General features: G+C 57.6%; 17 protein-coding genes. 7 read left to right on the top strand and 10 right to left on the bottom strand.

Annotated features, from left to right (window positions below):
* Positions 1-60 precede the first annotated feature (60 nt).
* From LAP85_11065 to LAP85_11030, 8 genes are all read right to left on the bottom strand, one after another.
* Entirely contained in the window at positions 61-1,080 is a 1,020-nt protein-coding gene (locus tag LAP85_11065; protein ID MBZ5496931.1) for a hypothetical protein, read from the bottom strand.
* On the bottom strand, positions 1,080-1,775 hold the full coding sequence (locus LAP85_11060) for a class I SAM-dependent methyltransferase (GenBank protein ID MBZ5496930.1): 696 nt from the start codon (positions 1,773-1,775) through the stop codon (positions 1,080-1,082). The genes LAP85_11065 and LAP85_11060 overlap by 1 nt, the downstream gene beginning before the upstream one ends.
* 43 nt (positions 1,776-1,818) lie before the next feature.
* On the bottom strand, positions 1,819-3,081 hold the full coding sequence (locus tag LAP85_11055) for a glycosyltransferase family 4 protein (protein ID MBZ5496929.1): 1,263 nt from the start codon (positions 3,079-3,081) through the stop codon (positions 1,819-1,821).
* Between the two features lie 175 nt (positions 3,082-3,256).
* Positions 3,257-4,945 carry a B12-binding domain-containing radical SAM protein gene (locus LAP85_11050; protein MBZ5496928.1) on the bottom strand — a complete coding sequence of 563 codons (1,689 nt, stop codon included), beginning with the start codon at positions 4,943-4,945 and terminating at the stop codon, positions 3,257-3,259.
* Positions 4,869-6,152, bottom strand: coding sequence for a glycosyltransferase family 4 protein (locus tag LAP85_11045; GenBank protein MBZ5496927.1), 1,284 nt, complete (start codon positions 6,150-6,152; stop codon positions 4,869-4,871). Before LAP85_11045 ends, LAP85_11050 begins: the two co-directional genes overlap by 77 nt.
* Positions 6,149-7,147 (bottom strand): hypothetical protein, encoded by a 999-nt coding sequence (locus LAP85_11040; protein ID MBZ5496926.1) that lies wholly within the window; start codon positions 7,145-7,147, stop codon positions 6,149-6,151. Before LAP85_11040 ends, LAP85_11045 begins: the two co-directional genes overlap by 4 nt.
* A gap of 32 nt (positions 7,148-7,179) precedes the next feature.
* The gene (locus tag LAP85_11035) at positions 7,180-7,404 is read right to left on the bottom strand and encodes a winged helix-turn-helix domain-containing protein (protein MBZ5496925.1); all 225 of its coding nucleotides are present in this window, start codon (positions 7,402-7,404) and stop codon (positions 7,180-7,182) included.
* Between the two features lie 633 nt (positions 7,405-8,037).
* Positions 8,038-8,706 (bottom strand): class I SAM-dependent methyltransferase, encoded by a 669-nt coding sequence (locus LAP85_11030; protein ID MBZ5496924.1) that lies wholly within the window; start codon positions 8,704-8,706, stop codon positions 8,038-8,040.
* 387 nt (positions 8,707-9,093) lie between these two features.
* Here LAP85_11030 and typA point away from each other — a divergent pair, with 387 nt between their 5' ends.
* Entirely contained in the window at positions 9,094-10,905 is a 1,812-nt protein-coding gene (gene typA, locus LAP85_11025; GenBank protein MBZ5496923.1) for a translational GTPase TypA, read from the top strand.
* 56 nt (positions 10,906-10,961) lie between these two features.
* Here typA and LAP85_11020 read toward each other — a convergent pair whose 3' ends face one another.
* Positions 10,962-12,266, bottom strand: a complete 1,305-nt coding sequence (locus LAP85_11020; GenBank protein MBZ5496922.1) for a ChaN family lipoprotein — start codon at positions 12,264-12,266, stop codon at positions 10,962-10,964.
* Positions 12,267-12,499: 233 nt separating this feature from the next.
* Here LAP85_11020 and LAP85_11015 point away from each other — a divergent pair, with 233 nt between their 5' ends.
* From LAP85_11015 to LAP85_11005, 3 genes are all read left to right on the top strand, one after another.
* A complete protein-coding gene (locus tag LAP85_11015; GenBank protein MBZ5496921.1) occupies positions 12,500-13,666 on the top strand; it encodes a DUF362 domain-containing protein in 1,167 nt (388 codons plus the stop codon).
* On the top strand, positions 13,663-14,565 hold the full coding sequence (locus tag LAP85_11010) for a hypothetical protein (GenBank protein MBZ5496920.1): 903 nt from the start codon (positions 13,663-13,665) through the stop codon (positions 14,563-14,565). Before LAP85_11015 ends, LAP85_11010 begins: the two co-directional genes overlap by 4 nt.
* Before the next feature lie 113 nt (positions 14,566-14,678).
* Positions 14,679-15,605, top strand: coding sequence for a M23 family metallopeptidase (locus tag LAP85_11005; protein MBZ5496919.1), 927 nt, complete (start codon positions 14,679-14,681; stop codon positions 15,603-15,605).
* 103 nt (positions 15,606-15,708) lie between these two features.
* On the opposite strand, the gene LAP85_11000 is transcribed toward LAP85_11005, so the two are convergent.
* Positions 15,709-16,908: an MFS transporter gene (locus tag LAP85_11000; GenBank protein ID MBZ5496918.1), complete on the bottom strand. Its 1,200-nt coding sequence runs from the start codon at positions 16,906-16,908 to the stop codon at positions 15,709-15,711.
* Positions 16,909-17,179: 271 nt separating this feature from the next.
* Between LAP85_11000 and LAP85_10995 the strand changes: the two genes are divergently transcribed.
* The 3 genes from LAP85_10995 to LAP85_10985 all read left to right on the top strand — a co-directional run bounded on the left by LAP85_10995 (position 17,180) and on the right by LAP85_10985 (position 24,234).
* Positions 17,180-19,654: a YfhO family protein gene (locus tag LAP85_10995; protein ID MBZ5496917.1), complete on the top strand. Its 2,475-nt coding sequence runs from the start codon at positions 17,180-17,182 to the stop codon at positions 19,652-19,654.
* A gap of 183 nt (positions 19,655-19,837) precedes the next feature.
* Complete coding sequence (locus LAP85_10990; GenBank protein MBZ5496916.1) at positions 19,838-21,097, top strand: efflux RND transporter periplasmic adaptor subunit; 1,260 nt, start codon at positions 19,838-19,840, stop codon at positions 21,095-21,097.
* A gap of 56 nt (positions 21,098-21,153) precedes the next feature.
* Positions 21,154-24,234 carry an efflux RND transporter permease subunit gene (locus tag LAP85_10985; protein MBZ5496915.1) on the top strand — a complete coding sequence of 1,027 codons (3,081 nt, stop codon included), beginning with the start codon at positions 21,154-21,156 and terminating at the stop codon, positions 24,232-24,234.
* The last annotated feature ends 145 nt before the right edge of the window (positions 24,235-24,379 follow it).

Raw genomic sequence — 24,379 nt, 5'->3', positions numbered from 1 at the left:
AAATGGGGCTGGGCCTGCGGCCGACGCAGCGCAGAATCTGAATCGGCCACCAGTTTCCTATTAGGCTTCAGCCATCCTGGTGCGCACCTCGAGCGCCGCAACCTGCGCGTTTCGAGCGGCCAACTCGCGAACCCATTCTCGAACAACCTGCCGGTGGGGCTCATGTTCGCGCAATCCCACGTCGCTGCTGATTCTTTCGTTATACTGATAGAAGATCACATCTGCCGGATTGGTATGTTCCAGTATTGCTTCAACCTGCTCCCCGGGACTGAAGTGGCTGCGTTCGCAGAGAACCACCGGGAACAGCAATTCGCAAGACGATACCAACTCAAAGCCATTACGGATCTGCTCATTCCAAGTGGTTCCCGGGGCGTCGGGATGATGGACGATCCCATCGACGATGCCATCGGCTTCGCGCACGATGGCGTCGTAATCAATCCCCATCCTGTCCCTGTCAGCATGAAAGGGCTGTGCACAGCGAAACGTTTTCACCAGTGTCTTGTATCCTCGGTCAGTAGCCTCCTGCCTCATGGCGCGGAGGCACAGCGTCAGTCTCGTCTTGCGTTCCGTAATGCTGTCCCCAGGAAAAGTAAGGTTTTGCTCTGTGTAGTGAAATCCTGCGTCCTCGAGAACCTCGACGACGCCTACCCCACTGTGCTCGTACAAAACGTCTCCCACAAGGCCGACGATGTACCGCTGATGCGCCACAAGCTTCTCGGCCGAGCTCTCATCGTAATTGGTCACAGGAATGCCATGATCCGGGTTGATAAAGACAGAACCGTCCTGTGTGCGCATCGCCGATTGCAGATTTTGATTCCACCATTTCTTGGTGAACAAGCCGGCACCGAAGTTGCAGATTGGCAGCACGCGCAGGCCGAGTCTGCCACTCTCGCGGAGGAGCCTGCGAACACCGATGCGATATCTTCTGTGCCTTTCATCTCCTTCGCGCAGGAATGACTCGTGCAGGTCCACAAGGATGAAGTCAAATCCAAGTTCCCGGATGTCCTCAAGGTCGCGATTGATTTCATCGGCGTCATCCAGGGTGTATTGGTTCCAGATGTAGTAATAAATCCCAGGCATTACTTGCCTCCTCGCAGATAATAATGAGACCCGTCCTGTGGAAGCTCGATAACCTCAAATTTCCTGACTCGGGCTCGTCGTGCGATGTCCCTGACGTCGTCTTCCGTATAAACCACGACACCGTGCGCGTCGTGCGTGCTGGTCATCGGATCGCCCGACCAAACCGTGGGCTTGGCAAAACACCATGGTGAGGTGTCCGGTCCATAGCGGTTTTCCTTGAACTCGCCGTATATTGAGCAGCCAAACTTGGGGAAATCGAGCATCATGGTGCCATTTCTTGCCAGCAGCTTGTAAAGGTTTCGGACGATGCTGGCGACGTCGTCAGGAAAGATGTGCTGCAGCACAAGGCAGGAGAAGATGAAGTCATACTTACCGCCGATATTGCTCCCGACGCCGTCACAGACTCTGAGTTCCAGCCCCGGCACATCAGATACATATTCCCGGGCAAAGGCAATCATTTCGCGAGAGACATCAACAGCAGTGTAAGAGTGCGCAAGGGTCGCGAGTTTTTTCGTCAGCCGCCCTGCGCCGCAACCATATTCCAAGACGTGTTTTCCGCGCACGTAATCAGCGAAAGGATCCGCTTCCGCGGCGGCCATGCCGAGGAAGACGTCCATATTTTGTGAGCCAATGACTTGGAACACGGCTTCTTCGAATGATCGGGGCGCCCAGCGGGCATCGTATGCTGCCTTCATTTATCCTCCATTTGATCCAATATCCCGGGTTTCCTATCCGATGTCATTCACCGACTATGCGGCCTGATCTTGCTGCAGCGACGTCCATCCATTTTCTGCACATCCGCAGGTTTTTCATGCCTGGCGCCTGGACAACAGTATCGCCGCATCCGCCGCCGGCACCGGATGGGCCGTGCCGATGTGCGAGCGCTCGCAAGCTGTCATAGAGCGCGTCAAAACGGCGCAGCGTATCCTCCCAGCGATATTTCCGCTCGACCATAAGCTGAGCACGCGATGCCATGCTCTCGAGCCGATCGGGATGCTCCAGGGCCCAGGCGATCATCTTCGCCGCCTCGGCAGGCGCACCCGACTCCAGTGCCAGGCCGTTGTGCCCGTGCCTCAGGTAATCCTGGACCCCAGGGACACTGCGGGCGAGAACCGGCACTCCCAGAGCCATTGCTTCGAGTATGGCCATACCCTGTCCCTCGTCCTGCGACATCGAGACAAATAAATCCCATCCTCGAATGTGTCGGAAGACATTGGCAACGTTTCCCGTCATCAGGACGCTATCCTCAATACCGAAATCGCGGATCAGCGATCTGACTATCTGTGCGTAACCCTCATCCCCAACCGGACCGACCAGTGCCAGCATAGAGTCGGGCTTGCGCCGGTGGTAGCATGCAAACGCCTGGATCAAATCGGCCTGACCCTTGCGAGGTTCGATTCTTCCCACAAATCCCAGGCGCGGACCGCGAGCGCCGCGGCCCCTGGGACGCCTCCCCACCTGCCGGATCTCTTCCAGGGGGAGCCCCCACGGTATGTAATCGATGCGCTCCCGGCGGATGCCGCCGTTGATCAGGATCTTCCTGTAGGAACGTGCTGCACAGACCATGTGATCTGACTGCCCGAAACCCCAGAGATCCATGGCGTTCATCCAATCCGGCCGCGCAATCCCCCAGCTGTGGAACTGGCTGAGAAGAGAGAACCTCCTGCCTGCGGTGTGCCTTGAGATGGCTGCCACGCAGGCGGGGACTCCGGCATGACAATGAACTATGTGCGGCTTGAACTTTCGAACTGCAGCTGTAAGCGCGTCAACACTGTGCCAGAAAACTGCGGGATCCCGATCGAACAGATCGATTGAGAAGTGACGAATACCTGCCATGGAAAGCCGACGGCGGTAGGCAGGCCAGTCCGAAAATCCCCTGGAATATCCGCTGGTAACAATTGCCACAGTCGCCCGGAGGGACTGTGACAGGCAGAGGCGCGTCACGACGCCACCAGCACCACTCCAGAGAAATGGGATCACGTGCAGAATTCTTCGATTCATTGGCAATCCAGCATCTTGACAACCAGACTACGACAGCTTCCTGAACGTCCAGGCATCCAGCCCGCGGCGAAAAGAGCCAGTAACCGGCTGATCCTGATATCTTCGAACATGTGCATAGGGCCTTGGGACATATCGCGCCGAACCGGCAGAAGCCCTTTGTTGAGGCCTGCCCGCATCAAGAGGCACGGGAATAAATCTTCGCAGTCGAGTAGCCGTCGGCCTTGACCTCGCGCAGCTGTTGCCCGGCCTGGTACTCGTAGATCCTTTTTCCGCAATTTCTGGCGATGGTAACAATGTTGTCGAAACTGAGTCCGGTCTGAAGTGTGTTCACATAGATCACGATGTCGTAGGCCCTCACCAACTGCTGTTTCAACTCACGACTGAATCCGTTGAATCTCATGAGGCCGGGGCGTGAGTATTCGAAAGTACGGTTAACGTCCGGATTATCGACCCGCACGCCTCGCGAAACCAACACGTCCTGCACCGAGTTCTCCGGCAGGAGCGAGCGGATGTGGCTGTATGGGTCCATGCGCCCGGAGCGAATTACCAGTGCCCTGCAACCCGGCATGTCGGCATATAGAGTTTTGAAATCCTGGCAGCTGACCAGACCATTGTTGCCATCCACGGCAAGCATGAGAAAAACGCGCTCCCGGTCGGCCTTTGGAAACTCGGGCGTCTCCATCAGGACCTCATTTTTCCGGCCGAAATGGCTGGCATCGGAGATGTCGTTGACCAGGATTGTTCCGTGCTTGAAGGCCCACTCGCTCACCTCGGTGCCGGGATAGGGAACCAGCTGATTGAAGTAAGCGTAGTCGAGGCCGACTTCGTCCTTGAACCGGAGGCTTTTCTGCACCTTGTCGAGTGTGTCGCCGGGGAGCCCAATGATAAAATGTCCGCCGACAACAATGCCAGCTTCTTTCAGCAGGCGAATGCCGCGAGCCATCTCCTCGATGGTTTCAGCTTTCTTGATGGCCTTCAGGATCTCGTCATCTGCCGACTCAACGCCGATGGCCACCCCTTTGCAGCCGGATCTCTTCATAAGTCCGGCCAACTCCCGGTCGAGGCGGTCGGCACGGATCCCATTGTTTGCGTACCAGCCCACACCCAGATCCGCCTGGATGAGTGCATCACACACTTTCTTGGCGTGCTCAATGTCCAGTGTCAGGTTATCGTCGATGAATTCAAAATCCCTGAAGACATATTCCTTTCGCGCATGACGCAACTCCTCAACCACCCCTTCTGGCGATCGTTTCCGGAACCGGCGGCCGTTGATTCGAGGCACGCTGCAAAAGGCACAGCGATAGGGACAACCGCGACTGTGAACCATCAGGTACGGAAACAGGGATCGATCGATGCGATCCCAGGCGCGGTAGGTGGGATAAGGGAGATTGTCCAGATCGAGAATGAAGTCGCTCGGGTTGGCATGCCAGCTTCCGTTTTCATGGAAGATCAGGCCCGGAATGGAATGTGGAGCCTTCCCTTCGATGAGATCAGGCAGGGCGCGCTCTCCCTCACCGACCAGACCAAACTCGTACAGGTCCTGTTGAGCCAGGTAGGGCATCCCGAGCACGCCGATGTGAGGCCCTCCAATGATGGTACGTGCCCCGGGCCAATCCGCCCGGATCGCGCGCATGGTTTTCTCAGCCGAACTGACCAGGGCCGTCTTGACGGATACTCCGATCCAGTCAGGCTCATATCCGCGCGCGTATCGGCCTGCCTCCTCATCGGAGTATTCGTAATTGTTCAGGTCCAGCACCCGCACATCATAGCCGCGTTGCAGAAGAGCACTAGACAGGAACGCTAGGCCAGCATTGTGCGTCACGCACCTCTGGGTGCCCGCCGGATCGATCAGCAGCACCTTCATTGATGACCTCCATGTAGATGTCCAGTAAGTCCGTCATATAGCGCCGTGCAGTGAAACGTTCCAAGGCATACCGGCGAGCGGTATCTCCCATTCTTCGGCGCAGGCTGTCATCAGCAAGCAGCTGATCGATTCGCGCGGCATACTGGTCAAGATCCCCGTGCGGAACCAGGAACCCCGTCTCCTTGTGCCTCAACCAGTCGCGTACTCCTCCGGTATCGAAAGCCACAACCGGCTTGCCCTGCAGCATGGCCTCGATGCCTACTAGGCCGAACGGCTCCGGCCACACCGAACTGAACGCGACCAGCCGGGCACGCGCATAAGCCCGACTCAACTCGTCGCCGATCACCCAACCCTGCAAATCCAAATCCACGCCAAGAGTTACGGCCTCACGCAGAATTGCATCCTGGAAGCTGCTCTGACCTAGAACTCCATCCTTGCCCACAATATGCAGTGTCGGTTGTCTCTGCATCCGCCTGATAGCCCGGATCAGCTCCAAGAGCCCTTTTTCCGGGGTCAGGCGGCCTACATACAAGACTCGGTTCTCTTCAGCCACATCCACGCACTTCTGTGTCAGGCGGGTGAAATTCGGCAGGATGCGTATTTTCCGCTCCGGAAATCCGTTGGCTAGCAGGACTTCTCGGATGTAGTCCGAAATCGCCAGAAAACGTGCAAAACGAAACTTCGAGAAATGATTCTCGCAGCGCACGCGCACTGCCCGGAAGCTGTCTTCGAACCCGCAGATTGCTTTGCATACCTTCCCCATCGGGTAGCTGCAGATCGCTCCATCCGGCAGGAGCTTCAGGCGCGTTTCGCAGAGGTTCTCAAAGCTGTGAACGGTCTTGATCAAGGGGACGTCCGCATCCAACTCCTTGAAGATCTCCACTGACGGAAAATTGTGAACGTGGATCAGGTCCGGAGATTCGATGCTGATAATGTCCTGCAGGTAGCGAAGCGTGTCCTGATAGCTCTCCGTGCGCCGGTGCCTGTCATAAGCGCGCCGGTCGCAGAGGGGAAGAATCAACTCCGGAACATAGTATCGATTAATTCGGGCGGGCCAGAACTCGGGGTTCCTCAAGCGTCGATCGTCGTTCGCGATGATGATTGCGATCTGGTGACCTCGTTCCAGCATTTCTGTGCAGGTATCGAACAGGAGACGCTCCGCGCCGCCGTGCACCACCGAAAAAGAGTTAAAGTAAAGGATCTTCATAGGCGCGCCTCATTAGCTTCCCCCATGATCTCGTCTGCCGCAGAGCTCAAATCCCGAACGCCTCCGGGTTCCGAAGTCAGACTCCCTTGCGCCGGTGCCTTCAAAGGTCCAGCCCATTGGGAGAGTTGGATAAAATCCTTCCTGGGTGAAGAAGGAGCGTCGAATTTCGCGCGATAGGGCGCGAGATCAAGCGCATCGGGAACCTCGATCTCCCGGACATCTAATCCCCACATGTCGTGCGTAGCGTGCTTCCGATCGAGAGTGTAGAACTGGTCGCAGGGAAGAAAGCAGATGCTGCGTTTCTCAGGCCAGACGATGCCACCATCAAAGATGTTTCCCAAACGCCACCGCTCTCGATCCGCCCGGCGTTGTTGGGTCAGGCATTTGTACGCAAATCCCTGGGGGTCGATTGTGATGTGAGCATGACCGCCGTTACAGGAGAGGGGCAGAGGTCCGGGAACGTTGAGATCGCGCACATCCTCGAAGGGGGATAGATACACCTTCAATCCATGTCCCCGCAGATGGGTCACAGCAGCCTGAGCATCGTGCGAAGGATGTTCCACGACATTGACGGAAATCGGGTAATGAGGAGCCAGCTCAAGGCATTTGCCGGCAAATTCACCGATGGAATCGTGGCTCGTGTGATGATAGGAGGCGGTCCAGGACACACAATTACTGATCGGCTGTTCCTTGTACAGGCGCCACCGTTGTCCGCCCATGTTTGAGGTTACCGCCCAACGGTACACGGTGGAAAGCTGCTCGAGAAACCAGTGAAATCGTGGAAATATGGTCGGTTCGCCACCGACAAAGTCCAGCACTGCTGTGGCCGGAACATGCTGCCGTATGGCCTCGAGCCAGGACTCGGCAGGCCGGTCGAGGCTCCGGGATCGATTCGACTCTGCCATGGTGACCCAGCAATATGGACATGAGGTCGCTGCGTTGGCGTGAAAATCGCAGAACCAGCTGATACTGATCATGACCGAGTCTAAGTGCACTGGTCGCTCCTTGGGAAGTTCGGCCGCGTTGCTTAACGCCTACCGCCCTTAGGTTGCTTCTGCGCCTCCAGAAGGGGTTGCCGCTTTGGAATCGCCGTCAGATGGTGGGAAACGCACTTTGAGCTCATCTGCCGATATTCGAGAAGACCTGTGCTGCAAAGTCTTTTCATATAAATGTTCACCATCGCGACTGACAGCACGCAGCGCGGCGCCAGTTCCATCTGCGTGATTTCCGGATCCGAGGCAATCTGCTTCAAGATTTTCAGTTGGTACAGTCCCAGCGCGGGCAGGCAGAAGCATCGAGGCTTCTTGGTTCGCAAAGACCTTACTCAATGAATGTATCGACTGTCCGGCTCACTCACTATTTCCGGCCACCACAACGTTTTCATCGTCGGAACAGGCTGATGGCTTTAGGGTTTGTTATTTTGCGGCGCTAGTGAAGGAAATGGAGCGCGGCGGAAATTCATTCACTGGCTGTAAGTTCTGCGTTTACCAGAATGTACTTCTAGGCGTGGTCCATCCGGCCCACGACCACTTTGGAGCGCGGAGGCATAGCACACCCTTAACGGATCCCACAAGCGGCGTTGTGCTTCCGCTGTGTGCTTCCGCACTTCAGAGCACCTGAGGCGCGACCGTACCTCGACATCGTTGTCTGCTTCAAGATAACTTTCGTCGCATTTATGCGCTAGGATTTCGCCGCTGGCGATCGGTATCGAGCCGGGAGAGTTTCGTTTGTCCGACTTACCATCTAAAGCAGACATCAGAAACAACGCCATCACTGCGCGTGTCGACCACGGAAAGACTGCGCTGGTGGACGCGATGCTCAAGCAGAGCGAGATCAGGGCTTCGATCTCCCCGTGAGCGTCGGAAGCACTCCGATCGGAGAAAGTTCAGCGTTTCTTCAGGGTGATGGCCAGCCCCTCGCCTTCCATGTAGAACAATGTTTCCAGCGCCCGGTTGGCAGTAACCAGCTTGTCGTAGTCGTTAGCCATGCCCACATTGTGAGCCAGAATCAGGCCGCCCGGCCGCAGAAGGGGGAGCAGTTTGTTTAAATAATCGACGTAGCCCTCCTTGTCGGCATCAATGAACAGAACATCGATCGGTTCCTTGAGGCGGGCGATCGTCTGGTGCGCATCGCCCTCGACAATGGTCACGATTTGATCGACGCCGGCTTCCTTGAAGTGTCGGCGCGCGGTGGCTGCTCGGCCCGCATCATACTCAAACGTGGTTAGCCTGCCGCCCGTCTTCTGAAGGGCGAGGCATAACCACAGGCCGGAGAGTCCCGTGGATGTGCCGATCTCGACCACGTTCTTTGCGCCCGCCGCCTCGGTGAGCAACCGGAGCATTCTACCGTCGGTGACCGGAACATTTTGATACATGGCTCCGATCTTCTGCGCCTCCTCCAATACCGCCAGCACCTTCTTCTCAAGCTCTGAGTTGGCCTGAGGCAGGCTGTCGGTCGAATATCCGCCGCGGAAGCCGCCCCTTGGGCCCCGCTGGCTGAAAGCTGCAAAGGCCAACGCCAGCACCAGGCCGGTGACAATCAGGATTCGTTTCATATAAGTATGCCTCCTCTCCTTCACAAGCACGAGTCACGGTAGGCCAGTCGTCCGGCAGAGACACGCGGCGGCGTCTGTGCCCTATCCTCACGTACGCGCACCGGAGCCGAATGTACCACAAAATGTTTGTAAAGAATGCGTTAAGAGAGGGGTAGGGGTCGGACTCGCGCAAGATCAACTCAGGCAGCAGAAACGAAAAAAATGAGCTCCGAATTTGAGCGCTGTCTACGCTGCTGCTTTCGCGCTAACCACCTGAATAAATAAGATCTGCCTCGGTCCGATCCCAAAGGGATGCGGTCCTTCTTGACAGGGCCTTCCAGGTCGAGTACCTTTCGTCGTTTTCGCGTGCCCGGATTCCGCCTCTCAAGAGCGTGACCGTGCCAGGAGATGAGTTTGTCAATAGCACAAGCCAGAGAAGACATCCGGAACATCGCCATCATCGCCCATGTCGACCACGGCAAGACCACGCTGGTGGATGCGATGCTCAAGCAGAGCGGCACGTTTCGCGCAAACGAGCGCATAGTCGAGCGCGTGATGGACAGCCTCGACCTCGAACGCGAGCGCGGCATCACCATCATGGCCAAGAACACGGCCATCCACTTCTGCGGGGTCAAGATCAACATCGTCGACACCCCCGGCCATGCCGACTTCGGGGGAGAAGTGGAGCGGGTCCTGAAGATGGTCGACGGCGTCATGCTGCTGGTCGACGCGTCGGAAGGCCCGCTGCCGCAAACGCGCTTCGTGCTGCGCAAAGCGCTGGAACAGAAACTCCCCGCCATCGTGGTGGTCAACAAGATCGACCGTGCCGACGCCAGGCCCGAGGAGGTCGTCAACGAGATCTATGACCTCTTCATCGATCTGGATGCCAATGAGGAACAGATCACCTTCCCCATACTCTATGCCATAAGCAGAGATGGGATTGCGAGGCGCGAGTTGAACGACGGCTCGCAGGATCTGCTTCCGCTCTTCGAGCAGATTCTGGAGACTATACCAGCTCCCCGCCCACTGCTTGCCGACAGGCTGCAAATCCTGGTGACGATGCTAGACTACAGCGACTACGTGGGCAGGATCGCGATCGGAAGGATCTTTTCGGGCCGGGTCGCAGTCGGAGACAACGTTTCCGTCTGCAAGCTCGACGGCACCATCGAAAGGACGCGCATTACCATGCTTTACACCTTCGATGGTCTGAAACACCAGCCGGCTGAAGAAGCGCGCGCCGGCGAGATCATCGCTCTCGCCGGCATTGAAGGGATCTTCATCGGTGAGACGGTTACGGACGCGGAAAATCCGGCGCCGCTGCCGGCAATCCAGGTCGATGAGCCCACCATATCGATGGTTTTCCAGGTGAATACCGCCCCATTTGCCGGCCGCGACGGGAAATATGTGACCTCCCGCCACCTCAGAGGGCGCCTCAACAAGGAGATGCTCGGCAACGTGGCGATCCGCGTGGAGGACATGGGGGTAATGGACAGTTTCAAGGTTTCCGGACGCGGCGAACTTCAACTTGCAATCCTGATCGAGATGATGCGGCGCGAAGGCTACGAGATGCAGGTCTCGAAGCCTGAAGTCATCACGCGGGTCCTAGACGGGAAGAAGCTGGAGCCGATTGAACTGGTCGTCATCGACTGTCCTGATGCGTTCATAGGCGTCGTGACCGAAGCTCTCGGGCGCCGCAAGGGGCGCATGACAAAGATGGTGAACCACGGTGCCGGGCGGGTCAGGCTCGAATTCGAAGTTCCGACCAGAGGCCTGATCGGATTCCGCTCGGAATTTCTTACCGACACGAAAGGCACCGGTCTGTTGAATACGCTCTTCCTGCGGTGGGGCGAGTGGCTGGGAGAGATTACCAACCGGCTGACCGGAGCCCTGGTCGCGGACCGTCCGGGTGCCGCGACCAGCTATGCCCTTTACAACCTGCAGGAACGCGGCGAACTTTTCATCCGGCCCGGCACTGCGGTTTACGAAGGAATGGTTGTGGGCGAGAACGCCCGCAACGTCGATCTCAATGTCAACGTCGTCAAGGAAAAGAAGCTCACCAATATGAGGGCTTCCACCTCCGATGAAGCAATCCGACTTGTCCCCTTCCGCGAACTCTCCCTCGAGCAGGCCCTCGAATTCATTAACGACGACGAACTCGTCGAGGTCACCCCGCAGGCAATCCGACTGCGGAAGAAAATCCTGACGGCCAACCAGCGCTGATCAAACCTGAAGGCCGGCGCGAATTCCACGGCACAGGATATTTGTAACCAAAAACCTCAACGCAGAGATCGCTGAGACCGCGGAGCATTTGTTTGTGAAATCTGTCCCTGTTTGCCTGGCATCGCCGGCCGTGCGGAGGAAGAGGGGCGCCGGAAATTGACTATGAGGGTCAATTCCTGCGGCGCGCCTTCCTTCGACTGTCTGCGGACGACAAAAACCGCGGAGTCTCCCCAGGATTTCCCCGCCATGAGCCGATTCAAGGTTTCGGCGTCGGTCAAAGGAACTCCATCCATGGAGATAAGGACATCCCCTGATTGAAATCCGGCGCTTCTTGCCGGGGAACCTTCGCTCACCGAAAGAACCCGGCGCCGGGATTCCCCGGGAACTTCGTTGGTCGCGACCCCAAGCTCCGGGTAGAGGGGGGCCTTTTCTTGCGGCAGTCCCCAGATGTAATCGGCGTAGGATGCCTGAACGCTCTCAACCGGCCGACCCCTCTCGTCAAGCACCTGGATGGGAATGATGGACGCCATTTTGCCGTCATACCATTGGGCTGCCTGCCTCTGAATCCCGAGATTGTACGCAACATGGCCTGAGCCAATGAGCACAACCATCACGGTGTTTTCGTCCCCGTGTTCTTTCAGCGCCTGAACTGCGTTATATCCCATCGTAGCGTCCCAGGTGCACTGGGATGCAAACATGGCGTCCACCCGGCTGTCGCTCATCACGGAATGCATCCCCATGGACTCGGCAAAAAATGCTTTAAATAGAGTGAGGTGCTCTTCGCTGGAAGTATCGATCTTCGGTGCGATGTGCGCTCTTTCCTCCGGGCTCAGATTTTCAAGGCCCTTCTTGGTTACGGATGACACCACTTCCCGGGGTGCATTGAGCGCGAACATACGAATGCCGTGATCGCGAGCGAAGACGAAAATATCCCGGTAGTAGTTCCAGTGGTAGCCCCAGTTCTTGTACCAGTGCGACAACCGAATGAACCCGCTCTCTGTAAGGAGGCCACCGCACCAATCGTCCAGGTATTGCTGCTCCGTGCTGGGGTACATTTCCAGCCCGATGAGGACCTTCCTCCCGGCGCCCTGCAGCTCCTCGATCATCTTCTTCTGGACTCGATGAAAATCCATGGTGGTATGGCTTTCGCCGATATAAATGAGGTGCGTACCGGCGAGCCGCGCAACTGTCTCGCCCGGGGTCAGCTGTTCACCAGTCGCGGTCTCAGTCACGGCATCGAGCACAACCTTGGCCTCCTTGTTCTTGCGGGCCGGGTCCCCAACAGTGAGGTGAAGGCTGTCCTGTTGGGCCAGCAGACTGGTTGTGGTCAAAAGAATCAGAATCAGAACCTTGCTAGGCATCGTGAGCCTCCTCCGGCGTGGAGCATATCACAGGATTGTCCCATTTTGCGGCAGCTTACGGCCGTTTTGGTGAAGCGCATCAGAACGGCCCGAATAAGGAGCAGGCAAGGCTTGCGCACCAAGGGCGTTGTCGCATTTCCCCAAATTTCCCGGTGGTGCCTTACGCCCGCTTGTGATAGATACGAGTCATGACAGACACCAGATATGTATCTCTGAACACCAACCCGCCCGGCATGGACCGCCGGGAATTCGTCAAAACTCTTGGAACCTGCTCGATAGCCGCCGGAGGCATAGTCCTCGGTGTGCCGATGTTCGGCCAGGAAAAGGAACCTCCGCAAAAGGTCGAAACCAACATCCTCGACTTCACCAAGGTTCCGAAAACCAGATATTCGCTGCCGGGTCCATTCCCCGGCCGGGTCATCAGGGTCACGGATAAGCGCTCTCTTCAGGAGGACCGGTTCGATGCCAAGGTAATAGCTGAAATGGTCGAAAAAGGCATCGCCAGACTCACCGGAAAAAGCACGAAGGAGAGTTTCGGCCTGTTCTTCGAACAAAACGACATCATTGGTCTGAAGGTCAATCCTGTCGGACCTCCCCTGATCAACACGCGTCCGGAACTGGTGGAAGCGGTCATCGAGTGGCTGGTCACGAGTGGTGTGCCTAAACAGAATATTATTATCTGGGACCGGTTCGACTACATGCTCAAGGACGCCGGGTTCACGCCGGCACGCTTCCCCGGAGTAGGGATCCAAGGTCTGCAGACCATGGATGAGACGGGGAACAACTGGCGCGACCAGGACGGCAACCACCTGAGCATCAACAACTTTGACCGGGAGTTCTACTACTTCGCCAAAGGCGTTGTGGGGAAGAATGTGCAGGGCTACAAAGACGACGAGTTTTACCTGAATCAGCACGTGTTCAACGGCGAGTACTCCTACTTCGGCAAACTGATCACCCGGAAGCTGACGAAGATCGTCAACCTGGCAGCCTACAAGAACACAGGCAACGCCATCTCGATGGCCTGCAAGAATCTCGGATACGGCTCAATCTGCAACAGCGGGCGGCTGCACGCGCCCTTGTCCTTGAACGTCTGCGCCGAGGTCCTGGCAGCGCCTGTGATCCGCGACAAGCTGGTCCTGAACATCACCGATGGGATTCGCGGGCAATATGAAGGCGGCCCCGACAAGAATGCCCAGTTCGTTTATGCCAATCACTCCCTCTACTTTGCCACCGATCCCTTTGCGCTCGACATGGTCTGCCATCGTGAGTTGGTGGGAAAGCGCAAGGAAATGGGGATTCAGGTCAACGAGAATCCCCGCTTCACCGAATACCTCCATTATGGCGAGAAACTGGGCCTCGGCGTGGCCAACGTGGAGAAAATCAACCTGGTTCAAGTATGACGGCGCTCCTGACAATCTGGCTCGCATGCTTCGGGATCGCAGGTGCGCTGCCTGCGATCTTCCCGGATACGGCTCTCCTGCCTCCCGACGGTTTTCTCAAGGCCTGGAAAAAGGCCGAAAATCCCCGCGTTTTCACCGCGAGCGATTTGTACGGCCACATTGACGGCGGCGCCGAGATTTTTCTCGAATTCGGCTTCGAGCAGCTCACCGTGCAGCCCTACTCCCCCATCGCGGCCGGCGCCGCGAAAACCACAGCCGACGAGTTCAAGATCGAGATCTACCGGATGGCCGATCCGATCGCAGCCACCGGCATTTACCTCATGAACTGCGGCAAGGAATCTCAGGACCCGTCTTTTCAGGAGCGCCACAGCTTGAACCAGTTCCAGCTGATCTTCAAGCGCGACCGCTACTACGTGATCGTCAACAACTCCGAGGGGAACGAAAAGCTCCGGCTCGACATGCTCGAGTTCGGTCGCTTCATCGCCGGGCGCCTGCCCCCGGAAACGCCGACCAGGCCAGGCGAGCTTCTGCCGCAGGCGGGGCTGAACCAGGCCTCGATCCGGCTGATCCGCGGGCCGTATGCGCTTCAATCGATTTTCACCCTGGGCAACGGGGACATACTTCAGCTCGGCCGCAAGCTGACGGCCGTTTCGGGCAGTTATCAGGATGCCGGCGGCAAGTATGCGCTCGTGCTGGTCGACTATCCGAACGAACAGGCGGCGCGGAGGGCATTCCTCAATGTGCAGAGCAACCTGGACAGCTATCTTAAGATCCAGGAGAAGAATGATCGGAGGCTGGTTTTCAGAGATTACAATAACGAATATGGTGTCATCTCTCTAGCAGGACAGCGGCTCACTGTCCAAGTGCATCTCGCAAAGAAGCCACTCCTTGAACCGTAGCCGGATCGTCCAGTTCAAGTATGTCAACCGGAACACGCCTGACAGGCCGTACCTGCTCTGTCTCGAAAAGATGATTGAATGGATCCAAAGCGTCGAGTAATTCTTGGGGCACGATGAAAACAAACGAACAGGAATCGCGAAATCCCCGAAATGCACGAAAGTGGTTCTCGTTTATCTCATGGGTATTCATCTTTGCATCCCCGGGCGCGGCGGGCGCCGATATCAAGGTCACCCATCAGGCACGATCTCTTCAACCCGGCGAGGTAGTTCTTTTCCAAGTGGAGAGTGCGCAACCGCTGCGCCGACTTCAGGCTTCCGTTTTCGGGCACGAATTTCCCTTTTTCCCGAATGGAGCCAACTGGACGGCACTCGTCGGGATTGATCTCGACACCAAGCCCGGCCGGTATCCAGTCAAGCTGAGCGGATCGGACGCGAGCGGCGAGCCCGTGGTGTCCCAGGATACGCTCGTCGTTCTCGCCAAGAAGTTTCCCACCCGCGAGCTCACCGTCGATGAGAAGTATGTCACTCCGCCGCCAGAGGCGCAGGCGCGGATCAAAAGAGAAGCCGAAAAGGTGCGCGCGATCTTCGATGCGCTCTCACCCCGACGATATTGGCTCGGAGCTTTCCACGTTCCTGTCCCCGGACCGCCGATCAGTGAGTTCGGCAAGAGAAGCATCTACAACGGCAAGCCGCGCAGCCCGCATGCCGGCACAGACTTCCAAGGGGCGACCGGCACGCCGGTCCAGGCACCGAACGCGGGCAGGGTGGTTCTGGCCGCAGACCTATATTATTCAGGCAACACCGTAATCCTGGATCACGGTCTGGGCTTGTATTCCTATTTCGGCCATCTATCGGCTTTTTCGGTGCGAGAAGGGGATCAGCTCAGCACGGGTGACGTCGTGGGCAAGGTGGGAGCCACGGGCTTGGTGACGGGTCCGCATCTCCACTGGTCTGTGCGCCTGGTGGGGACCCGTGTGGACCCCCTCTCCCTGATCTTCCTCTTTCGGCGACAGTCACAAAAATCCCCTAATCGAATGTGACCGCTCGACCTCCAATTTGGGGATCTCGGCACTACTGAGTTTTATCTTCATAAAAGCCTGGTGCCACACCAATCATTCTGGAACAGGGAAAGCCATGGGCTGCCTACCGGGCGGTGGCCAATGATTCATCGATCCTAAGGTGCCGGTCGCTGAGGCGTGTCATGGCCGCAAAAACCAGGCACACTCCTCCGAGCAGCCACAGTACGTAATCCAGAGACACATCCGCAAGAAGGCCGACAATGGGGTAGAGCAGAAAGGTGACGGAGCGCTCCAGCAGCGAAACCGACGAAATCACAGTCGCGCGGTTTTCGCTTTCGATATGACGATTGATGAATTCATTCAGCACTGGAATCCGTACCATTTTGCATCCTACGAGAACGAACAGCGCAGGAATTGCGAATGCGAGCGGGTGCACAAAGCCGAGGGCAATGAAAAGCACACCCGGCACGAGTGCCGAAAACAATAGCAGGTGCTTGACGCCGATGGCCTTTTCCAAGAGACCCACATGGGTGAGCAATACCGCCGAGAACAGGTTGAACCCGGCGCCGATCCATCCCAGATAGGCCACCCTGAGTCCAGCCCGCTGCGTAACGGGCTGATAAAACCAGAATGCGAAGAAAGTCACGGCGGAGATCGTGACGGCATTGAGCACATACGCCCGCAGTTCCTTGCGCGCGAAAAGCGTGCGAAGTCCGAGCACACCCATTTGGATGAAACCCTGTTTGGGTTTGGTCCGAGGAGGTTCCCGCATCCAAAGGAACATGCCGGCCGCAAGGATAGCGGATATTGCGGTCATGATGAATGGCACGGGCAACAGGTTGGGGTAATTACGAAGGCCGGCTATCGATGACCCGATCGGGAACGAGACGAGGAGCCCCAGGGTTCCGGCTGCTTCGTAGCGCGAAAAATAGAATCGTGCCCGCTCCTCCGCCTTCATTACAATCAGTGAGTCGTAGAGCAGGGCTTGATCGGCTCCTGATATGAGGGTCATGCCTACGGCTCCCAGGAATTCGGCGGCGAAGAGGAGATAATAGTCGCTGGAAAGTCCAAAGAACAGCATGTCGGACGCAAACAAAATGCATCCCAGAGCAACCGAAATTTTGCGGCCGAATTTGTCCGCCACCACTCCCGTCGGTATTTCAAGCACAAATACCCAGAACAGAAACCAGGCTTGCAGAACAAACATCCGGGTATAATCCACCCGGAGCCAGTCCAGAAAGTAGGGGACGGAGATCGGGCCGAAGAACTGCAGGTTCTTCAGGAATGCCGCAGCATACGCCTTGCGGATATTGGTCCGATTCATTTTCAGCAGCATATCTCAAAATGGCGCCACGGGCATCAATGTTGTTCCGCCCAACGAAGATCACGGTCCAACCGGCAGTGAGCGCACACCGGTGTTTTCAAAGGGTAATGTGAGAGGGTGCGTACCAGGCGGCGCAATCGGTATATGGCATAAGCGGAGAAAAGCGGGCACTGCAATGGAGTAGATCGAAGGCGCAGACATCTAAATCATAGAGATGTCCTGAGCCCTGACGATAAGGTTAAGACGGAGGCTGCCTCGAGTCAGCATCAATATGGCGACAAAACATACAAGCGAGGTCTCTTCACGTCCCTGGTGGGAGAATCCGGATCTCCGAGCAACATTGATTCTGGTGGCCGCGGGCATCATTTTCTTTGCGGATGCCCTCTTCTCATCAAAGAACTTTTATTATCGCGATATCCTGAATTTCCATTATCCCTTGCGCAAAATCCTCATCGATAGCTTCGCCAGAGGCGAATTTCCATTGTGGAACCCGTACATCTACCTCGGGCAGCCAATGCTGGCAAACCCGAACTATATGGCCCTGTATCCGACAAATCTCCTGCACCTGTTTTTGCCGTTTAATTACGCCTTTAAGATCCACTTCATCCTCCACCCCATCGCTGGGGGCCTGGGCTTTTACTTCCTGGCGCGCCGGCTCGGCATCCAATGGGTGGCTTCTCTCGCCGGCGCATTGTCATATGAGTTCTCGGGCGCGGTCTTATCATTTCTGAACCTCTACAACATCATCCCGGCAGTTGCCCTGATGCCGTGGCTTGGGTGGGCTTTCTACGGAGCCCTGCACGAACATCGCTGGCGGCGCACACTCGGATTTGGAGGCCTGCTCGCCCTGCAAGCCATAGCGGTTGAGCCTTTGATTCTTCAATGCGATGTCCTGCTCGTCATGGCCCTCGCCGCAATCTGGATCTGGGAACAGGAAAGTCGTTTCAAGGCACTTCGACGTACGCTCGGAGTCGCTGCCGTGGGTGCGCTGATCGCAGTCGGGCTGGCAGCCGCCCAAATAGTACCGACCCTGGAAATGCTGCCGCTCTCCGCGCGAGGATCCGGCCTGGATTTCAAAACGGCCAGCGAATGGTCGATGAATCCCCGCGACCTCATGAACACCTTGGTCCCCAACCTCTTCGGATATCCCTTTACCATTGACGTTTCGAACTACTGGGGAGAGGCGTATCACGAATCGACGACAGGGTACCTGGCTTCGTTTTTCCTTGGCTCCGTCACCTTGCTCCTGTCCAGCCTTTCGTTGTTTTCGACTCGAACGAAGTTGAGGACGGTCATGATGGCCTTCTTCGGCGTGAGCATTATCCTGGCGCTCGGCAAGTTCACTCCGGTCTACCCTTGGCTGTATGAGCACGTGCCGCTTTTCAACATGGGGAGGTATCCTTCCAAGTTCTTTCTGCTTACGAGTTTGATTGTTTCTGTGCTTGCGGCTTTGGGCCTTGAGGCAGCCGTGAGCCCCGGACCAGGCAGGACCCACCCGCGCGGTATTGATCGAGTGTGCATCGCCGGCATGTTTCTGGGCCTGTGTGCCATCGGGCTTGCTTTCTACTGGAGAATGAGTCGAGATCAGCTGGAATCGCTTTTGCGCACTGCAGTGCTGCCCGCTGTCGCGCAAAACAAAGATCTGCCAGCGATCGCTGCCGGTCTGGGCAATTCCATCAGAGCCACCGGCGCTTTCCTCTTCTTGAGCGGTCTGGTGGTGTTGGCGGGGCGGCGGATGAGAAGGTTTGCCGCTCTGGGAGGATTTTTGGCATTCCTGCTCGCCCTTGAACTCGTGCCGCCGAATCTTGGGCTGGCACCTCTCATTTCGGATGCCGACATGGACTTTGTGCCCGAGGTCGATTTGTACATGCTCCGGCATGGTGACCGGAACCTGATCCGCGCGGTCTCGCCGAACATCATGACTCCAATACCGACCGGGCTCATGCTTCGCGCTCCGAATCGCTCCTTGGCCTGGATGATCCTGTTTTACCGACGAAGCGGACAGAGCCTGGCCGGCATCCGCAATGGCATCCAGTACTCAATCGACAAGGGCATAGATCATCTCAACACGCGGGAATCAGAACTGCTGCTGAAGAGCTGCGTCAACATGGCGCCGAAGGAAAGGCTGGCCTTGCTTGGCAATCTGAACTCGGCCAGGATCATGTCCCTGGGTGACCTTAAGGATCCTCGGGCGGATCTCCTGAGCCGGTTCGACACGCACAGCAACCTGGACTATGGTCTTTACAGCCTGAAAGACGCGTTGCCGCGCGCCTACTTTGCCACGCGCGTCATCCGGGTTGCATCTGAGGCAGAGGCTTTGAACCGGCTCGCCGAGACGAATAACAACGGCCTGCTAGGCTCAGTCATCCTGGAATCGGCGGGGGAACCCCTCGGACAGGCGCCGGCCACAGGCGGACAAGTGGAAATCGCGCGTTATGAGAACAACCGCGTCTCGTGCCGGGTGGAGGCACATTCCGACGGCTATCTCGTGCTTCTCGATAGTTACTATCCGGGATGGCACGCAACTGTGGACGGCCGGGAAGCCGACATCCTGCGTGCGAACTTCGCATTCAGAGCAGTATTCATTCCCGCCGGGCAGCACACGGTTGAGTTCAGGTTCACCCCGCGCACGTTTTATGCCGGGCTGGCATTGACCCTGTCTACGGGCCTCATTGCGACGTTTCTATGGCTCGGAATGTTTATTCGTCGTCGCTCTTCGGGCACCCCAACGATGCCAACCAGATAGTCTTCGGGACCTCGGCGACAGTCCTGAATTCCCTCTCCGATTCTCCCAAATAGAAATGCTCATAAGGAAATATGCCGCTTTGAACACAAGAGTGATATGATAATATTCCGCTGAAGTAGATACTGCTGCAGTCGGACGTGCCGCGCAGTCCCTCTGAATTGTGCTGTAAGGAGATCCCCAGCGATGAGGACACGAACAAATGAAAAATCAGTCCGCGGCTCTGCCTGGTTACTGCTTGCCGCACTTTGCTCTCTTCCGTCCTGTTTGATATGGCAGGGCTGTACGAGCAAGGCGTCTTCCCCTTCAAAGAGAGAGGATGGGGCCGGCCGTGTTCCGGTGACGGTGGCAAGAGTCGTCCAGAAAGATGTCCCCATAGACCTCCAAGTCGTCGGCAACGTGGAAACCTATCTGACTGTCACGGTAAAAGCCCAGGTCGGCGGCGAGCTCACACGCGTCTACTTCCGTGAAGGAGACTTCGTCAGGAAAGGGGATCCGCTGTTCGACATTGACAGCAGAATGCTGGAATCCCAGCTCAACCAGTATCAGGCCAATCTCTCCAGGGATGAAGCCCAGCTGGGATTGGTGGAAGCCAACCTCGCACGGGACGAAGCGCAGGAGAAGTACGCTCTTGCAGAGGTGGATCGTTACTCCCGCATGTTAAAGAAGGGTTTGGTGGCAGCGGAACAAGCCGACGAGGTCAAGGCCAACGCCGACGCCATATCCGCCGCCGTCCGCGCCGACAAGGCCGCCATTCGCAGCGGGCAGGCCGCGGTGAGCGCGAGTAAAGCTGCAGTGGAGAATGCCAAGGTGCTGCTGGGGTACACCGCGATCCAATCACCCCTCGACGGCCGCACCGGGAACCTCAATGTTCAGCAAGGCAACGTGATCAACGCCAATGCCACCGACCTGATCACGATCAACCAGGTGGAACCGATCTACGTGGCTTTTTCCGTTCCTGAAACTCAGCTTGCCATGATCAGGAGGTCTCAGATCGTGACGGCGACTCCCCGGAATGAATCAGCTCCCCAGGAAACCGGCGAGCTTACCTTCATCGACAACAAGGTGGATCCCGCGACCGGCACCATCCGGCTCAAAGGCACTTTCGCGAACTCGGATCAGAAGCTATGGCCGGGAGAGTTTGTACGCGTCACGCTCAATCTCGCCACACGGCCGAATGCCCTGATCGTCCCAAGCCAGGCGGTGCAGAATGGACAGGACGGATTGTATGTCTTTGTCGTGAAGCCTGATCGGACCGTGGAATCACGGCCGGTGGTCACGGGAGCTAGGGTCGATCAGGACATAGTGATCGAAAAAGGACTGAATCCGGGTGAGACAGTGGTCACCGAAGGACAACTCCGGCTGGCGCCGGGCAGCCGCGTGCAGATTTCTGACAGCCCGGGAAACTCCGCCGGGAGCAACGGGGCGAAACATCAGGGGAAGTGACACGTCGGGCGCCAGGATGCCGGCGGCAGAAATTCAGCAAAGACAGGGACTGTGCAATGAACATCACTGAAATCTTCATCCGGCGCCCGGTTATGACCACACTGTTGATGCTGGGGATCCTTATCTTCGGCGTGGTCGGGTACCGCACCCTGCCCGTGAGCGATCTTCCCAACGTGGACTTTCCGACGATCCAGGTGAGCGCCAGCCTTCCGGGTGCCGGTCCCGAAATGATGGCCGCCTCAGTGGCGACGCCGCTGGAGCGGCAATTCTCGACCATTCCGGGCATCGATTCGATGACCTCTTCCAGTTCCCTCGGCTCCACCAACATCACCTTGCAATTCTCCCTGGAGCGCAATCTCGACGCGGCGGCGCAGGACGTACAAACGGCCATCGCCACGGCCCAGCGGCGGCTGCCGCCCGGAATGCCCACGCCTCCAACCTTCCGCAAGGTCAACCCGGCGGATTCACCGATCCTGATGCTTTCGCTCAATTCGCCGACCATGCCGCTGTCCACCGTCGACGAATACGCGGAGAACATGATCGCGCAGCGCATCTCGATGGTCTCCGGCGTGGCGCAAGTCAACGTTTTTGGCGCCATGAAATACGCGGTGCGCGCGCAGGTCGATCCGACCATTCTGGCCGCCCGCGGCGTCGCCATCGACGAGGTAGAGGCGGCCATCCAGCAGCACAACGTCAACATGCCGAGCGGCACCCTCTCGGGTCCCAGGCAGGCCTATACCGTGCAGGCCAGCGGACAGCTCACGGACGCGGAAGGGTACCGTAAGCTCATTGTGACCTACCGCAACGGCGCGCCCCTCCATCTTGGAGAGTTGGGGCAGGTCATCGACAGCGTGCAGGACAACAAGTCGGCCGCCTGGTTCAACAGCGCGCGCTCGATCACCCTTGCCATCCAGCGACAGCCGGGGACGAATACGGTGGAAGTCGTCGACTCGGTCAAGAATCTGTTGCCCACCTTCCGCAATCTGCTGCCGCCTTCCGTCAAGATGGATATCCTGATCGACCGCTCGGAATCGATTCGCGATTCGGTCAATGACGTAAAGTACACACTGCTTCTGACGGTGACGCTGGTGGTGCTGGTGATTTTCCTTTTCCTGCGGAACGTCTCCGCCACGCTGATTCCCAGCCTGGCGCTGCCCATGTCGATCATCGGCACGTTTGCCGCCATGGCGCTGCTGGGCTATTCGCTGGACAACCTCTCTCTGATGGCGCTTACACTCTCGGTGGCGTTTGTGGTGGATGACGCCATCGTCATGCTGGAAAACATCGTCCGCCACATGGAGATGGGCAAGCAACGGCTGCGGGCGGCGCTCGACGGGGCGAAGGAGATCGGCTTCACGATCCTCTCCATGACGCTTTCCCTGGCCGCTGTTTTCATCCCCGTGCTGTTCATGAGCGGGATTATGGGCCGGTTGTTCCACGAATTCGCCGTGGTGATCAGTGTGGCCATCCTGATCTCCGGCCTCGTAGCGCTCAGCCTCACTCCGATGCTCGGGAGCCGCATCTTGAAGCCGGAGCACGAGAATCCGAACGCCTTCTATCGCGTCACCGAAGGTGCTTTCCAGGCCATGCGCCATGCTTACGACTGGACTCTCCGCGGGGTGCTCCGCCACCGTCTGGTCACGCTGGGCCTTGCGGCCGGAACCCTCGTGGCCACGCTCTACCTTTACGGCTTTGTGCCGAAGGGATTCATCCCCAGCCAGGACATCGGGATCCTCTCGGGAACCACCGAGGCCCCACAGGACATTTCATTTGACGCCATGGCTCAGATGCAGAAGCAGGTGTCCGATATTCTGCTCGCTCATCCCGACATCGATGCGATCACCTCCAGCATCGGCTCGGACAACGCGGGCCGTCTCAACATCCGGCTGAAACCGCGCGGCGAGCGCCGGTCGGCCCCGGAACAGATCATCGAAAGCTTGCGGCCCAGGTTGAGCGCGGTTCCCGGAATACGGACCTTTCTGCAAAACCCGCCCCTGGTACGCCTCGGCGGCATGAGGACCCGAAGTCTATACCAGTACACGCTGCAGGGTCCCGATATCGCCGAACTGTACCGCGCAGGCGCGGATTTCGAGAAACGCATGCGCGCCATTCCTGGAATCACGGACGTGTCGAGCGACCTGCAACTCAACAACCCGCAAGTGACGGTGAACATCGACCGCGACGTTGCCTCCTCCCTGAACGTCACCGCCGATGCGATTGAAAATGCGCTCTATGACGCCTACGGATCGCGCCAGGTCTCGACCATCTATACATCCACAGACGACTACTACGTCATACTCGAGCTTTTGCCCCAGTATCAGAAGGATCCGAGTGCCCTGGGACTGCTCTACGTCAAATCGTCGACCGGCAAGCTGGTGCCGTTGAACGAGGTTGCCGGCATCCATACGGGAGTGGGGCCGCTGACGGTGGCGCACTACGGCCAGTTGCCGGCGGTCACCCTGTCGTTCGACCTGAATCCCGGAGTCTCACTCGGCCAAGCGGTCGATTCCATTGGGCAGGCTGCCCAGGAGAACCTTCCGGTCGACATCAGCAATACCTTCCAAGGCACGGCCGCTGCGTACCAGTCGTCCTTGAAGGGTATGGGCGTGCTGCTGGTGACGGCTCTGCTGGTGATCTACATTGTGCTGGGCATCCTGTATGAGAGCTTTATCCACCCCATTACTATTCTTTCCGGGCTGCCTTCGGCGGGCCTGGGCGCACTCGCCACGCTGCTGCTCTTCAGACAGGAGCTGAATATCTATTCTTTCGTCGGCATCATCATGCTGATCGGAATCGTGAAGAAGAACGCAATCATGATGATCGACTTTGCCCTCGAAGCGCAGCGGCAACACCACACTGCTCCGGCCGAAGCGATTTACCAGGCCTGCCTGGTGCGTTTCCGCCCGATCATGATGACCACCATGTCGGCTCTCGTCGGCACGCTGCCGATCGCCCTGGGTGTCGGCGCCGGCTCGGAGGCGCGGCGGCCGCTCGGCCTGGCAGTGGTAGGCGGTTTGGTGGTTTCTCAATTGCTCACCCTCTACATCACGCCGGTGATCTACGTCTACATGGAGCAGGCGCGCCATTTCGTGGGCAGCCTTCGGAGCAGCCGCAAAGCGGTCGCGCTTGCGCCCTAGATCAATTCTGGAGACAGTCCGCCTCCGAAATCCCCGAATCGGCCGCGAAAGCTCGACCTCCAAATTCGGGATCTCGGCGTGTCCTGAAATCCATCCCCGAACTTATTGTGTCCAATATTCGTTTTATCTGGGGTGAGGTTCAGGG

The sequence above is a fragment of the Terriglobia bacterium genome, assembly GCA_020072565.1.
Classification (GTDB): Bacteria; Acidobacteriota; UBA6911; order UBA6911; family UBA6911; genus JAFNAG01.
This window is presented reverse-complemented; position numbering and strand designations above follow the sequence as displayed.

Coding starts and splice junctions, on each gene's coding strand:
- LAP85_10985 (MBZ5496915.1), top strand. CDS start 21,154: ATGAACATCACTGAAATCTTCATCCGGCGCCCGGTTATGACCACACTG.
- LAP85_10995 (MBZ5496917.1), top strand. CDS start 17,180: ATGGCGACAAAACATACAAGCGAGGTCTCTTCACGTCCCTGGTGGGAG.
- LAP85_11010 (MBZ5496920.1), top strand. CDS start 13,663: ATGACGGCGCTCCTGACAATCTGGCTCGCATGCTTCGGGATCGCAGGT.
- LAP85_10990 (MBZ5496916.1), top strand. CDS start 19,838: ATGAGGACACGAACAAATGAAAAATCAGTCCGCGGCTCTGCCTGGTTA.
- LAP85_11055 (MBZ5496929.1), bottom strand. CDS start 3,081: ATGAATCGAAGAATTCTGCACGTGATCCCATTTCTCTGGAGTGGTGCT.
- LAP85_11045 (MBZ5496927.1), bottom strand. CDS start 6,152: ATGAAGATCCTTTACTTTAACTCTTTTTCGGTGGTGCACGGCGGCGCG.
- LAP85_11005 (MBZ5496919.1), top strand. CDS start 14,679: ATGAAAACAAACGAACAGGAATCGCGAAATCCCCGAAATGCACGAAAG.
- LAP85_11020 (MBZ5496922.1), bottom strand. CDS start 12,266: ATGCCTAGCAAGGTTCTGATTCTGATTCTTTTGACCACAACCAGTCTG.
- LAP85_11000 (MBZ5496918.1), bottom strand. CDS start 16,908: ATGAATCGGACCAATATCCGCAAGGCGTATGCTGCGGCATTCCTGAAG.
- LAP85_11065 (MBZ5496931.1), bottom strand. CDS start 1,080: ATGCCTGGGATTTATTACTACATCTGGAACCAATACACCCTGGATGAC.
- LAP85_11030 (MBZ5496924.1), bottom strand. CDS start 8,706: ATGAAACGAATCCTGATTGTCACCGGCCTGGTGCTGGCGTTGGCCTTT.
- LAP85_11060 (MBZ5496930.1), bottom strand. CDS start 1,775: ATGAAGGCAGCATACGATGCCCGCTGGGCGCCCCGATCATTCGAAGAA.
- typA (MBZ5496923.1), top strand. CDS start 9,094: ATGAGTTTGTCAATAGCACAAGCCAGAGAAGACATCCGGAACATCGCC.
- LAP85_11015 (MBZ5496921.1), top strand. CDS start 12,500: ATGGACCGCCGGGAATTCGTCAAAACTCTTGGAACCTGCTCGATAGCC.
- LAP85_11050 (MBZ5496928.1), bottom strand. CDS start 4,945: ATGAAGGTGCTGCTGATCGATCCGGCGGGCACCCAGAGGTGCGTGACG.